Origin of the sequence: Bergeyella porcorum, from assembly GCF_042427575.1 — a bacterium.
GTDB lineage: Bacteria > Bacteroidota > Bacteroidia > Flavobacteriales > Weeksellaceae > Bergeyella > Bergeyella porcorum.
On record NZ_JBHMFD010000013.1, the window covers coordinates 91,767 to 105,483 of the forward strand.

Here is a 13,717-nt window from a genome sequence, read left to right on the forward strand (position 1 = left end):
TGTTTCAAGCTAAATTTCTTTTCGGAAAATACCGTATTCTTTATACATTCTATTACCATCAATGCGTTCTATAATGCCTCGCATTTTGGTATTTTCCTTCATTATGAGATGGCTGTCCATTACCTTAAAACCTAAGCTGATAGCAGAGCCGAGAAGTTTCAGGGCGAGCATTGCATCAAGCCCTTTGTTTTGCATTTCGTTTTGCACGGCACCCAGAAGCAGCACCAGTCGCTTAGAGGTTTTCATCGCTCGTAAAATATGAAACCAACCGAATGGAAATAGATGACCTTTGGCTTTTTGTATCCCTTCATTGACATTGGGCATCGCAATAACGAAGGCAATTACCTTTCCTTCTTGGTTGGTAACGATTTTAATTAACCTTGGATTGAGGAGTGGTAAAAATCGTTGGGCAAATTCTTCCGCCTCTTGTTCGGATACTTTTGTAAAGCCATAGATATCGGTATAAGTGGAATTAATCAGTTCAAAAACCGATTTTACATAAGGCTTCACCTCGCGTATGTGTTTAAATTCTTTGATGCTAATTTGGTGCTGTTGTAAAACCCTTTGGGCAAAAATATCATACCGATTCACCATTTCTTGCGATAGAGGGACTTCGTATTGGCAAAGTTCTATATAAGGTTTGTAGCCTTGTCTGGTGATGAAATCTACCATAAAAGGAAAACTATGGTTGGTAACGGGCATCTGAGGTTCATCAAATCCTTTTAGTAAAAAACCTTGTGGCTCTTTATCAGAAAATCCCATTGGGCCAATCATTTCGGTGCAACCTTGTTGCCTTGCCCAGTCTTCCACTTTTTGTATCAAAGCTTGGAAAACGGCTTCGTCTTCATTGGTTTCCAAATAACTGAAACGGGCAGATTTTACATTTTTTAATTGGTTGAAATCCAATGGCACAATGCCCATCACGCGGCCTACTACTTCGTTGTTTTTATAGGCAAGAAATAATGCGGTGGTGTTATGAGAAAAGGCGGGATTTTTCTTCGGGTTGAAAAACTTCTTTTCATCAATATATAGCGGAGGTACCCAATTGTAATGCTTCTGGTGCAATCGCTCAGGAAGGTAGATGAAGGTTTTTAAATCTTGTTCTGAGGTGATTTCTTTAATGATGATAGACATTCTTCAATTTTTTTAAACTAAAATTAATAATAGCATACACCGCAATAGCCGAGAGACAGCCCGCCCATACATCGGCGGCGTAATGTGCTTTGATATAGACCGTAGCGGTCATCAGTAGAATGATAAATGGAAGTAAAAACAACCATTGATTTTTTAAATTTTTCCAAACCCATATCAAAACAATCCACGAAATGCCTACGTGAGAACTTGGAAATGCTGCCGTAGGGGCTTCACCATTTTTCTGAATAAGCTTGATGGTATCTCCGAAAATTCCTTGTGAAGCAATTTCGTTTTGAGGACTTTCAAAATAAAACTGAGGCCCTACAGCGGGAACTAATATGAAAATGAAATAATAAAGTAAAAACGAACTAAGCAGATGAAAACCAAAAGATGCTATCTTATCGGGAATTTTGGTGTAAACCCAATACAATACCCAAAGTGGCATCAGATAATACCAAAAATACCCGAAGAACATCAGCTCGCTAAACCACGCCATTGGGAAAACTTCCGAAAATCGCTCGGCAGGTTGGAAACCAAATAAAAGATGGTCTAAGTGTATTAGCCAAGGGTCTATCTCTGGGCGAAAGAGTAGATTGAGTGTAGCCGTTTCCTTGTATAAAACGGTAAGTGCGGCATAAAGACTTAGAACGGAGAACAATTGGAAATGCCTAGGCAACAAAAAGGGCTTTAGCCCTTTCTGCAAAATGAATATTCCGATAAATACTAAGATGCTCAGCCCTCGTTCAGCAAAGAAAAGATGGGTGGCTCCTTTCCAAATAATGATACCACTTGTGAGGATAAAATACCCAATGAAAGGTATCCATAGTTGATGATTCTTCAAATATTTTTTCAATTATAGGTTTGAAATAAAGATAAAGAGCAGAGAGCGTGGTTTTTCTCTTCTTTTTCTGTACTTTCCTGAGAATGATATTCAGTTTAGCTGATTACCCTTACCATTGCTTTGATGCTGATGAGTTTTTGCATCAGTTCTTCGCGGGTATTGGCAAGTACATTGATGTGTCCCATCTTTCTTCCTGGTTTGGTTTCGGTTTTACCATAGAGGTGGATGTAGGTCTGGGGCAATTGGAGTACATCTTCTAAGCCTTCGTATTTCACTTTCCCTGTGAAGCCATCTTCGCCCACCAGATTGAGCATTCCCGAAAAGCCACAGAAATCGGTATCTGCCAAAGGAAGATTTTTCACGACACGGTAGAATTGCTCAAACTGAGAGTTGCTATTGCCTTCTTGGCTCTGATGTCCCGAATTGTGCAGGCGAGGAGCCGTTTCATTCACCCAAACTTTCCCTTCTTTATCCAAAAATAGTTCTATGGCAAATAACCCTGCCGACTGTGCCGCGGAGATGAATTTCTGGGCAATTTCATCTATCTGCTGTTGTACAGCGTTGGAGATTTGAGTAGGGCAGATGTTAAAGTCTAATAGGTTGAGTTTTGGGTCGGCTACCATTTCCGTTACGGGGAAGGTTTTTATATCTCCTCTGTCGTTTTTTGCGATAATCACGGAAAGTTCTTTATCAATATCCACCAAAGATTCTAAGACCGATGGAGCGTCCCAGAGGTTCTCTAAATCGGCTTCGGTTCTGATGACTTGTACGCCCTTGCCATCATAGCCTCCCGTATTGAGTTTTTGCACAAAGGGCAATGGGAAGCAGGCTTCGGATTTATTCTGAATAATCTGGAAATCGGGGCTAGGGATATGGTTTTCTGCATAGAATTGCTTCTGCAAAATCTTCTGCTGAATGGTCTTGATGATGCTGGCACTTGGCACCACGCGTACGCCCTGTGCTTCAAGGTCCGCAAGGGCATCGGCATTGATGTGTTCTATCTCTATGGTGAGTACATCTTTATCTTTTCCGAAATCTATTACGGTTTGATAATCATTGAAATCCCCTTGTGTAAAACGAGAAATATAAGCACACGAGCAATCTGCGGTGGGGTCTAAGACATAAAACTCATCATCGTATTTTAAGGCTTCTTGGATGAACATTCTTCCCAATTGCCCGCCTCCGAGTATTCCTATTTTCATTATTCAGTAGTTTTAAAAAGCGTTGAATGGCAAAGGTAATAAAAGAAATTTTAGATTTGAAATTATAAGTTTTAAATGTTTAGGGAGTATCTAATGTGTTATTAAAGGTTTTTAAAGTAGTTGGTTTCATTTTTTTTTAAAATAAAAATTAATAATAATTCTAATTACACACTAAGAAAAATATTGTACGCGTATTGTTTTATTTTTCTCACCGCAAATTCATACAAAATTTTCCAGAGAAAAAAAATATATTTTAACATAAATTTAACACTCTGCATAATCTCCTTTGCTAATATTTTGATTATTTTTCTCTAAATAGTTTTTAATCACTCTGCCACTGACTACGGCGGAGATGCCGGTGTTTTCCTTTGCAGAACGGACTATGCCACTGGGCGATGTAGAAACAGGGATTTTAATAACAGGCAAGGCTATAAGTACAGAGATAATAAACCCCAATAGCCCGATGTATATGGAACGACTATGCATATAATGACATTATAAAAAGCGTAATCTCTATGATGATGGAGATGAGAAATTGTAGCATAATCTATTTAACAAGATTTACAATCTATACCTGTGAATCCTTCCCAAAAACCTATGCAGAACCAATAGATTTCTTCCCAAAATATAATGGCTAAAATTAGTATAGCAATGTAAATGTAATGTTTTCTTTTTATTTAGTTATAAATTTGATTATTATAGGTAAAGACACTAGGATATTGTGAAATGAATGGGCGAAAATGGAGTAGCCTATTCCAAATCTTAATCTTATGTACGATAAATAATATCCAATGATTAAGGTAAAGAGTAGCATTAAGGAAGGGACAAAAGCATTGTAACTAAAATTATAATTTCCAAAATGAATTGTACAGAAAAAAAGGGATGAAAAATGAATAAGTAATAATTTGTTTTTAGTTAAAAAAGAGTATATATGATGATACCTATATGTCAATAGGTATATGGAAAATATTACGATGAAAAATATAGCAATGTAGCCTATATATTCATAGTTAATAAGATATTTTCTTGTAAAAGAATATGCAAAAAGAGCAAAAGTTGATACTGAAATTATCAAGTTAGTTTTGCTAACTACCAGTGGTAATCTAAAAATTAATTCTTCAAGTATTGGAGCGATTAGGCAGATGAAAAGAATTTTACCTATGGTAGTTGGTTTTATTCCTTTCCCAACCTCGGAAGCTGATATATTTAATAAAGAAGCAATAATAAGTATTGAAAGAAGTAAAAGCAGTATTATAAAATATTTAGAAACAATAAACTTGATGTTTCCAAAAATACTAAATGTGTGTTCTTCTATTATTCCTTTGTATAAAAAATTAGTAATATGTTTTAACATAATTAAATAATGATAACACAATCCTTTTAGAATATATAAGGATTGTTTTTTTAAAATTTTTTATTTAGTCAAACCAGCCTGTGATAGTATCCCATCCATCATTAACCATTGTTGCAATATCAATACCGACATTTTCAATGAAATTGCCAAGCTTTTTCCCAGCAGATCTACATCCACAAGGTTTTTTAGCTCCTCCTTCGATACACAATAGTTCAGTATAAGTTAAATTTGTCATAAGTATATATTTAATTAATCTGTTAAACCATCTCAAACACCAGCACAAAATTCTGTGACACAGTTCCAAGTATCTTCTAATTTTGTTTGTACTTTTTTCTAATCTACTTTTGGAAGTCTTCTTCCTCCATCAATGCTTGCTAACTCTTCGGTATTTAATGATTCCAAATTCATTTTTTTGCAAATTTAAAAATTAATAATAATTCTAATTACACACTAAGAAAACATAAACTCTACCATTAACCATTGCAGAAATAGGAATATTCTCTTGTGAGGCACGAACTATCCCACGAGCCGATGTAGAAACAGGGATTTTGATTAGAGGTAATGAAGATATTGTAGAAAAAATAAAAAAATGATAAAAATATAAATTTTACTTTTCACAGAAGTGTTTTAATTAAGTTTTTTATGTGTTCAAAAAAAATATCTATATCAAAATGAAGAAACTTTGCAATAATGATACATCCTATAAAAACTACTAAATATTTGAAAATTATTTTTAGATTATTTTTTAAATTCATAAACATTACGATTATTTTTTAATTTAATACTATCTTTTTTAGTTCATTATACATATCACAATGATTAGTTATGTCATTAATGGATATTACTTGTTCCCCTAATATAAGTCCTTTTTTGCTTGCTTCTGAATTATCAATAATATACTTTATTAAAATTTTATCTTTTTCTTGGGTCAAATTAAATCCATATTTATTGAACTTAAAGTTTTTTCTATGATTGTTGCTTATATTTAAAATGTTAGATTTCCAATCCAAAAATATGATGTTCCCCAAATTTAGACCACAGTTAAGTGGATTTAAGTTGATAATTGGGTTCAAATTTAATTAAATCTTTTGGTTTTTGATAGTTAATTCTTTGATGTTTTCGGTTGTTGTATCCTGCAATAAAATCTCTAATCCCTTCGTACAGTTCCAAGCCTGATTCCGCAGGATTGAGATAGATGTAATCGAGCTTTATCGTCCTGAAAAACCGTTCGATATAGATATTGTCCGTAGCCCTGCCTTTGCCATCCATACTGACTTTTATATTGTGATTTTCCATAAAATCTAACCAATGGCTAGAGGTATATTAGCTCCCCTTGATTAGATTGATTATTAATGCACAATAAGTTACACTGCCTACTAAGGCTCAAGCAATGCCCTTTGTCTATCATTTTTTTTCCGTTCTTTTATTCCTCTAGCGTTCCTAATTTTTTTTAAGAAATCAATCTCTATCTGCAATTGACCGATTTTTTGATAGAGTTTTTCCTCTTTACCAGCTGATTCTTGATGTTACCAATACCACGCTTTCTGTAGCAGATTATAGTACTAAAGATAACCTTACGCTTTATCCTAATCCTGCTTCTACAGAAATCAACCTAAGCAACACTAAAGATTTTATCTCTTATGAAATCTACGATGCCTCTGGGCGATTGATAAAAGAAGGCTTCTTCGATGGAAAACCTATCCAAATCAACCATCTTAGCAATGGGGTCTATACTCTAAGTGCTAAGAATAAACAAGGACAAACAACATCTGCTAGATTTATCAAAAAGAAATAATTTCACTTTGATAAGTACCATAAAAAATCCTCTCACAAGATTGCGAGAGGATTTTTATTTCTAAAATAAATGGTAAACCATTACATTCTATTCACTACACCGATGCCTAAAAGATTAAGCCCCTTTTTAATGGTTTTTGCGGTAAGATGAGATAGTGTTAGTCGGAAGTTTTTCACCGCCTCATCATCTTGATTCAAAATAGGATTGTTTTGATAGAACGAATTATAAGCTTTCACCAAATCATAAATATAATTTGCTAATTGTGCTGGGCTTAATGTTTCTGCTGCCTTTACAATCACTTCTTTGAACTCCGCCAAGCGAGTAATCAATTCTTTTTCAGACTCATTTACTTCTATTGCTGTAACCGCCGTAGGCTGATAATTTGCCTTATCTAATAACGACTGAATTCTGGCGTAAGTATATTGTATGAAAGGTCCAGTATTGCCGTTAAAATCAATACTTTCTGCTGGATTGAAAAGCATTTTTTTCTTAGGATCTACTTTCAGCATAAAGTATTTCAAGGCACCCATTCCTACTATTTCGTAAGATTTTTCCTTTTCCTCATCATTCAGCCCTTCTAATTTTCCTAACTCTTGAGCCTTTTCCTTCGCTGTAAGATACATTTCCTGCATCAAGTCATCGGCATCTACCACTGTTCCTTCTCTGGATTTCATTTTTCCGTGAGGAAGTTCCACCATTCCATAAGAAAGGTGATACAACTGATCTGCCCATTCATAGCCCAATTTTTTCAAGATTTTAAACAAAACTTGGAAATGATAATCTTGCTCATTCCCTACCGTATAGATAAGCTTCTGAATATCATTTTGCTTAAAACGCTCTACAGCCGTTCCCAAATCCTGAGTCATATACACCGAAGTACCATCGCCACGGAGAAGGAGTTTTTCATCTAACCCTTCTGCTGTAAGGTCGCACCAAACGGAATTGTCTTCCTTCTTGTAAAGCACACCTTGGGCAAGTCCCTCCGAAATTAAATCTTTCCCCAGAATATAGGTATTGCTTTCGTATTGAATTTGGTCAAAATCCACCCCAAGACGCTTATAAGTTTCGTTAAAACCAGCATACACCCACTCATTCATCATTTCCCAAAGCTCACGCACTTTTGGGTCTTCTTTTTCCCAATCTACGAGCATCTTCTGAGCTTCAAGGAAAATAGGAGCTTTCTTTTTGGCCTCCTCTTCGCTCATTCCTTCAGCGACCAATTCTTGGATTTGTTTTTTATACTCTTGGTCAAATTTCACATAATAGTTTCCTACCAATTTATCGCCTTTCAGTCCGTTGGTTTCAGGAGTTTCTCCGTTTCCAAACTGCTCCCACGCCAACATAGATTTGCAAATATGGATTCCTCTATCATTCACAATCTGGGTTTTAATCACCTCATATCCTGCTTCTTTCAAAATCTGTGATACAGAATAGCCCAAAAGAATATTTCTAATATGCCCCAGATGCAAAGGCTTATTGGTATTAGGGGAAGAGTATTCTACCATCACGGATTGATTCTGTGGCGAAATAACATCAAACTGCTCTTGTGTCGCCTTCAAGGCTTCTATAAAAAACTGATTGTTCACCGACAAATTCAGAAAGCCTTTTACCACATTGAAACCTTGCACAAAATCGACTTGCTGAGCTAAAGCTTCTCCTATTTCATTTCCCAAAACATCTGGGCTTTTTTTCAATTGTTTTACCAAAGGGAAAATCACCACGGTAAAATCTCCCTCAAAGTCGGTTTTATTTTCTTGCACTTCCAAGGTAATATTTTGCAACTGATAAAGATGCTCTACTACTTTAGAAATTTCGTTTTGTATATGTCCTTTGATATTCATTTCTTAGAAATTTGAGACTGCAAATATACGGAAATAAAAAAACCGCCCGAAAGCGGTTTTTTATGGTAAGAAGAATTAATTAACATCCCACCACATTCTTGTGGCCATTCCTGTAAATACGACTGGAATACCTGGACCTTCTGCCAAATTAACGCCATTTACATTAATCTCTACTTGAGGATATGGCAATCTTCTTGGTGTAAAATTACTTGTTCTTACCACGGCTGGTAGTTGCAATTCTGGATATCCTGTTCTTCTCCAATCTACCCAAGCTTCATAAGGAGCCTGATACATTGTAATCCACTTTTGTTCTATTATTCTCTTAAGTGTACCATCATATGCAACATCAGTCTGAGCAAGATAAGTAGCTGCTGAGCTTGACAATCCTAAAGCTGTGAAATCCTGAGTAATTGCTGTTTCGTAAGCCGTTTGTGAATCAGATGTATTGCCCGCTCTAAAGTAAACTTCTGATTTGATAAAATTAACCTCTGCAGCAGACATCAATACCACTGGAGAATTGATAGACGCATAAGCAGATCCTACTCTTGAGTACTTTGATTCACCTGAGTCATCTTCACTTCCTCCTGGAGTATTTCCTACAATTTGCCCTGCCAATGTACCATTTGCAATAGGCTTAAAGTACAGATCTACTCTTGGATCATTTAAGGATTTCATTTTATCAACAATGGTACTCGCAACCGCTTGATCTTTTCTACCCGATAATTCATCAAATTGATAGATAGGATTCGCATTGGCATTAGTGGTACCAAACGTCACTTTAGCATCGTTTCCAGAAACTTCTATCAAGCTAGGATTGGTAGCCAAAAAATCTGCTGCTTTTCCGCTGTTTCTTTTACTTAAGTGATTGTATATTCTTAGCTTTAAAGAATTGGCAAAACGCTCCCATTTCGCAACATCACCGCTATAGATAACATCATCTGTAGATGGTGCCAAAGTCCCTTGCCCTGATTTCACATTGGCAATCCCTTTATCTATCTGTACAATTAAATCTGCATAGATTGTTTCTTGCGTATCATATTTAGGTGTGATATTATTCCTACCTTGTAGAGCTTCAGAATATGGAACATCTCCAAATAAATCTGTAAGTACGCTGAATGTATATGCTTTTAAAATTTGAGCAACACCTACATAAACCAAATCACCTGAAGCAGTTCCTTTTTTCTCGATTTCATTGAAATCCATTGCTACGTTATACAAATAAGTCCAAGTACCATCAGTAGATGCGGGAGTAATATTATACGTAGCATAATCCAATGGCTGACCTCTGTGCCCTGCATAATACTGTACAATACTAGCAGGCATCCTTGTCCCTTCTCCTCCTATAGCATATCCTAAGCCTACCTGTGAAGCTGTAAGTAAAGTTCTCAACGGTACCTCCGCAGGATTGTTAGGATCTACATTAATGTCCAATTCGCTGGTACACGACTGCATTGTAAACCCAGTAGTGGTTACTACCCCTAATAACAATGCATATTTTAAAATATTTAATTTAATAACTTTCATTTTTTCTTAAGATTTAAAATTGAATTTTGAAATTAACTCCAAAACTTCTTGTTGTTGGGAAGGCAAATCTAGAAACACCTTGTGCATTACCTGTACCAAATGAACTTGACTCTGGATCGATGTGAGGTATTTTAGTCCATAAGAATAAATTTCTACCATACAATCCTAGCTCCATTTGTCTTATTGCAGGGAATCCTGATGGCTTAAATCTATATCCTAATGCCAATTCTCTTAGCTTAACCCAATTATTTTTATACACATACATTTCGTTATTTTGAGAGAAATAATACCAAGCGAAATCTTGTGAATTTGCTACGGTATTAGCTTGCCCTGTTGTTTCATTAATACCATTGAAAACAGCGGAAGTCCCTCTATTGGCGGTCTTTGCAGAAACACCGTAATAGTCTAACAGCTCTTCTGTTCCATTATACAGATATCCTCCCATTCTCATATCCAATGCTGCATTCAGGTAAATTCCTTTGTAAGAGAATGAAGTAGAAACTCCACCAGTCCAATCTGGTTCTACGTGTCCTAGATTAACACCATCTTGATACAATGGAATCCCATTATCATCTACCAAGATTTGCCCTTGATCATTTCTTACATATCCACTACCAATGATGGAGCCAAAACGCTCTCCTTTCACTGCATAGATAGCAGGATTTCCCGAAAATCCTCCCAGATAGATTTTATCTACACCTTCATAAGTTTCTAATACTTTAGATCTTATTCTACTGAAATTAAAATTCAAATCCCATCTGAAATCAGAAGTTCTTATTGGAGTAAGTCTAAGAGCAGCTTCAATACCTCTAGACTCTGTAACTCCACTATTAATAACAGAAGATACAGCCCCTGATGCTGGTGAAATATCCAAAGGAATAATACCGTCTGTATTCTTGTTGTAGAAATAAGATACATCTAAACCAATTCTATCATTTAAGAATCTAAGGTCTGCACCTACTTCATATTCTGTAGTAAACTCTGGCTTTAGATTAGCGTTATTGATTGTATTAGCAACCGTGTATCCTGGTAAAGCACCGAATGGGAAAGTAATACCATCTGTAAATCCATCGGCATACTCAGCTTTTCTATAAGTGTCAATCGTGAGATAAGGGTTTGCATCTCTTGCAGTTCTAGAAGCTCCCAATCTTATCTTACCATAGTTCATCACATTTTTACTGATTCCAAAAGCATCTGTAAAGACAAATGACAAGTTAGCCCCTGGATAGAAATAACTTCTATTGTTAGCTGGCAAAGTAGAAGACCATTCATTTCTTCCCACCAAGTTCAAGAACAAGTAGTTGTTATAGCTTAATGAAACATCTGCAAATACACCAAACAATGTTCTTCTTGATTCATAATTGTATCCTGGATTAAAGGCTGCTATGTTATTAGTATTTGCAATCCCTGGTAATACTAATGCACTACCTGAAATTTCACTTTGTCTAAATCTTCTTTCGTTGTAATCTTGCCCCAAGTTAGCTGTTAAATTGAATCGATCCCCAAGGCTTGTATTGATATTAGCCATAAATGTTGATGTAATCTCATTTCTTGAGATATCACTATACAAAAGACTACCATTAGGAGAACCTCCAGAGTACATATCTCTAAAGAGTGTTCTATTATCTATCAATTTATCATTACCTACTCTATATGACAAATTCAACCAATTGGTCATCTTATAATTAAGATTTAACCCTAAAATAAATCTGTCACTGTTTGTATTAGCAAAGTTTTTGTACACAGACCAATATGGGTTATCAAAAGAACCTCCACGGAAGTTAATCTGTCTTCCATTAGGTCTTTCATAGCCATATCCTGCTAAATCCCAGCTCACTGGCACGTGAAATAATGCAAAAATTGGGTTGTTGCCATCCTGCCCTGTAAAAGGAACATCTCCCCAAGACTTGTTGTAAGAAGCATTTACCCCTGCACTAAATTTATCCGTAAACTGCGTGTTTCCGTTAAATCTAAAATTGAATTTTTTATACCCTTGATTTGGAATAATAGAAGACTGATTAGAGTATCCTGCAGAAACAAAATAGTTAGATTTCCCTATACTTTGCTGAGCCGAGATGTTATTAGTCGTTGTAAACCCTGTTCTTAGATATTGTTTTCTTGGGTCATAAGCTCTCAAAGTAATACTCTGAGCCCCTAGGCCGTATCTTGCTCCTGCTCCTGCACTCATTACTGTTTGCCCTGTAATTTCAGGACCCCAAGATAATGAAGTTCCTTCCACATAGTTTCCATTACTACCTTGTGCATATTTTGTTTGATAATCTGGTAATACCAATGCATTATCAAATGAAGTTTGAGAAGAATACTCAAACACGGCTTTTCCTCCAGAGCTTCTTCCAGATTTCGTTGTAATCAAAACCACCCCATTAGACCCTCTATTACCATAGAGAACAGCTCCTGCTGCACCTTTTAGCACGGTTACACTTTCTATATCATCTGGGTTGATATCCGCCACCCTATTAGGAGAAGCCATCCCCGCTACGGTATCAGCATTACCATCATTAGCGTTACTCACAGGAATTCCATCGATAACATATAAAGGTTCATTACTGTTAGTAAGAGATTTAGCACCACCACGAATTACCATTCTGGAAGCCTGTCCTGGTGCACCGCCCGAAGCCACTACTTGCACCCCAGCAACTTTTCCACTCAATGAATTTACCAAGTTCTGAGAAGGAGTAGTTTTTAACGCGTCACCTCCAACATTTGTAGCTGAATATCCAAGCGCTTTTTCGCTTTTCTTTATCCCTAATGCAGTTACCACTACACCTTCGATGTCCTTAGTCTTAGTAGTGGTATCTTTTTTTACCTGAGCATCCATCATTGCAAATGAGGAAGTCAGCACCACGGCTAAAACACTCGTCGTTAGTTTTTTCATATTCAATTAATTTTTCAATAATTCAAATATATGAAATTTATCATATCAACATCATTTTATATTAAAAAAAACTTAATACTATGTTAATACCAAAGATAATCAACTGATTTTCAATGATATTAATTCAATCAAAATATGACCAAAATCATATCGAAAACTCAAATTTTAACATTTAATCACCCTATTAATCTTCCCAAAACACCTCTCGTCCTCTCAACCTCTTCAGTATTTTCATTTTCAATACCTTAAAATCCTATCTGTCTTATACCACATTTTTTCGTAAATTGCCCCGATTAATTTCATTCTATATTCAACATCTAAACAATGCAAATACTACATTCAAAAATATATGGTGAGGAGCAGCTAGGTACACCACTTTTGGTGTTCCACGGCTTATTTGGTATGCTCGATAATTGGGGCAGCTTCGGAAGAGAGTTTGGAGCATTATTCCCCGTACACCTTTTAGACCTCAGAAACCACGGCAAAAGTTTTCACTCTGAGAATATGTCGCACGATGATTTAGCTCAAGATATACTTAATTATATGGAAGCCCATCGGCTGGAAAAAGTCAATCTCTTAGGGCATTCTTTAGGAGGAAAGGCGGTAATGCAATTCGCCATCAAATTTCCTGAGCGAGTGGAAAAACTCATCGTTGCTGACATCTCCCCCAAAGCCTATCCTCCACATCATCAAGGTATTATCAAAGCTTTACAATCTGTAGATTTCAACGCCATCCAATCTAGGAATGAAGTGGAGGCTATTCTTTCTCAATACATTCCAGAGGCTTCGGTTATTCAATTTCTGACCAAAAACTTGTATTGGACAGAAGATAAAAAACTCAACTGGCGTTTTAACCTCAACACTTTAGCCGAGAAGTATAATGAGTTTGTAAGCAACGCCATTAGATTCGGAGTGTTTTCTGGGAATACGCTATTCATCGCTGGGGAAAAATCCAACTATATCTTGCCTCAAGATGGCTTTCTCATCAAGCAACAGTTTCCTAATGCTAAAATCATTCAAATCCCTAATGCTGGACATTGGGTTCAGGCTGAAAATCCCAAGGATTTTAACAATGCCGTGAAAGCGTTTCTGCTGGAAGATTAAGAATCTTCACGGAATAATTGGTGATT

General features: G+C 36.1%; 12 protein-coding genes. 2 read left to right on the plus strand and 10 right to left on the minus strand.

What is annotated here, in order from left to right:
• Window positions 1-9: 9 nt before the first annotated feature.
• The 7 genes from ACFFUE_RS08540 to ACFFUE_RS08570 form a co-directional block, all read right to left on the minus strand.
• On the minus strand, window positions 10-1,134 hold the full coding sequence (locus ACFFUE_RS08540; RefSeq protein WP_376834441.1) for a hypothetical protein: 1,125 nt from the start codon (window positions 1,132-1,134) through the stop codon (window positions 10-12).
• Complete coding sequence (locus tag ACFFUE_RS08545; protein ID WP_376834443.1) at window positions 1,118-1,975, minus strand: phosphatase PAP2 family protein; 858 nt, start codon at window positions 1,973-1,975, stop codon at window positions 1,118-1,120. The genes ACFFUE_RS08540 and ACFFUE_RS08545 overlap by 17 nt, the downstream gene beginning before the upstream one ends.
• A 95-nt stretch (window positions 1,976-2,070) precedes the next feature.
• Window positions 2,071-3,177 (minus strand): 5-(carboxyamino)imidazole ribonucleotide synthase, encoded by a 1,107-nt coding sequence (locus ACFFUE_RS08550; RefSeq protein ID WP_376834445.1) that lies wholly within the window; start codon window positions 3,175-3,177, stop codon window positions 2,071-2,073.
• A gap of 264 nt (window positions 3,178-3,441) precedes the next feature.
• A complete protein-coding gene (locus ACFFUE_RS08555; protein WP_376834447.1) occupies window positions 3,442-3,663 on the minus strand; it encodes a hypothetical protein in 222 nt (73 codons plus the stop codon).
• Window positions 3,664-3,850: 187 nt separating this feature from the next.
• Complete coding sequence (locus ACFFUE_RS08560; protein ID WP_376834449.1) at window positions 3,851-4,531, minus strand: CPBP family glutamic-type intramembrane protease; 681 nt, start codon at window positions 4,529-4,531, stop codon at window positions 3,851-3,853.
• Window positions 4,532-4,595: 64 nt separating this feature from the next.
• A complete protein-coding gene (locus tag ACFFUE_RS08565) occupies window positions 4,596-4,766 on the minus strand; it encodes a hypothetical protein (protein ID WP_376834451.1) in 171 nt (56 codons plus the stop codon).
• Window positions 4,767-5,572: 806 nt separating this feature from the next.
• Entirely contained in the window at window positions 5,573-5,827 is a 255-nt protein-coding gene (locus ACFFUE_RS08570; protein WP_376834453.1) for an integrase core domain-containing protein, read from the minus strand.
• A 220-nt stretch (window positions 5,828-6,047) separates the two neighbouring features.
• Between ACFFUE_RS08570 and ACFFUE_RS08575 the strand changes: the two genes are divergently transcribed.
• Window positions 6,048-6,326 carry a T9SS type A sorting domain-containing protein gene (locus ACFFUE_RS08575; RefSeq protein ID WP_376834814.1) on the plus strand — a complete coding sequence of 93 codons (279 nt, stop codon included), beginning with the start codon at window positions 6,048-6,050 and terminating at the stop codon, window positions 6,324-6,326.
• Window positions 6,327-6,406: 80 nt separating this feature from the next.
• On the opposite strand, the gene argS is transcribed toward ACFFUE_RS08575, so the two are convergent.
• The 3 genes from argS to ACFFUE_RS08590 all read right to left on the minus strand — a co-directional run bounded on the left by argS (window position 6,407) and on the right by ACFFUE_RS08590 (window position 12,587).
• Entirely contained in the window at window positions 6,407-8,167 is a 1,761-nt protein-coding gene (gene argS / locus ACFFUE_RS08580; RefSeq protein ID WP_376834455.1) for an arginine--tRNA ligase, read from the minus strand.
• A gap of 75 nt (window positions 8,168-8,242) precedes the next feature.
• The gene (locus tag ACFFUE_RS08585; protein ID WP_376834457.1) at window positions 8,243-9,691 is read right to left on the minus strand and encodes a SusD/RagB family nutrient-binding outer membrane lipoprotein; all 1,449 of its coding nucleotides are present in this window, start codon (window positions 9,689-9,691) and stop codon (window positions 8,243-8,245) included.
• A gap of 13 nt (window positions 9,692-9,704) precedes the next feature.
• Window positions 9,705-12,587 (minus strand): SusC/RagA family TonB-linked outer membrane protein, encoded by a 2,883-nt coding sequence (locus ACFFUE_RS08590; RefSeq protein WP_376834459.1) that lies wholly within the window; start codon window positions 12,585-12,587, stop codon window positions 9,705-9,707.
• A gap of 324 nt (window positions 12,588-12,911) precedes the next feature.
• Between ACFFUE_RS08590 and ACFFUE_RS08595 the strand changes: the two genes are divergently transcribed.
• Window positions 12,912-13,691, plus strand: a complete 780-nt coding sequence (locus ACFFUE_RS08595) for an alpha/beta fold hydrolase (protein ID WP_327984079.1) — start codon at window positions 12,912-12,914, stop codon at window positions 13,689-13,691.
• Window positions 13,692-13,717 lie beyond the last annotated feature (26 nt).

Excerpts from the sequence above, each read along its gene's own strand:
- ACFFUE_RS08540 (WP_376834441.1), bottom strand. The coding sequence starts at position 1,134 with ATGTCTATCATCATTAAAGAAATCACCTCAGAACAAGATTTAAAAACC.
- ACFFUE_RS08550 (WP_376834445.1), bottom strand. The coding sequence starts at position 3,177 with ATGAAAATAGGAATACTCGGAGGCGGGCAATTGGGAAGAATGTTCATC.
- ACFFUE_RS08555 (WP_376834447.1), bottom strand. The coding sequence starts at position 3,663 with ATGCATAGTCGTTCCATATACATCGGGCTATTGGGGTTTATTATCTCT.
- ACFFUE_RS08560 (WP_376834449.1), bottom strand. The coding sequence starts at position 4,531 with ATGTTAAAACATATTACTAATTTTTTATACAAAGGAATAATAGAAGAA.
- ACFFUE_RS08565 (WP_376834451.1), bottom strand. The coding sequence starts at position 4,766 with ATGACAAATTTAACTTATACTGAACTATTGTGTATCGAAGGAGGAGCT.
- ACFFUE_RS08570 (WP_376834453.1), bottom strand. The coding sequence starts at position 5,827 with ATGGAAAATCACAATATAAAAGTCAGTATGGATGGCAAAGGCAGGGCT.
- argS (WP_376834455.1), bottom strand. The coding sequence starts at position 8,167 with ATGAATATCAAAGGACATATACAAAACGAAATTTCTAAAGTAGTAGAG.
- ACFFUE_RS08585 (WP_376834457.1), bottom strand. The coding sequence starts at position 9,691 with ATGAAAGTTATTAAATTAAATATTTTAAAATATGCATTGTTATTAGGG.
- ACFFUE_RS08590 (WP_376834459.1), bottom strand. The coding sequence starts at position 12,587 with ATGAAAAAACTAACGACGAGTGTTTTAGCCGTGGTGCTGACTTCCTCA.
- ACFFUE_RS08595 (WP_327984079.1), top strand. The coding sequence starts at position 12,912 with ATGCAAATACTACATTCAAAAATATATGGTGAGGAGCAGCTAGGTACA.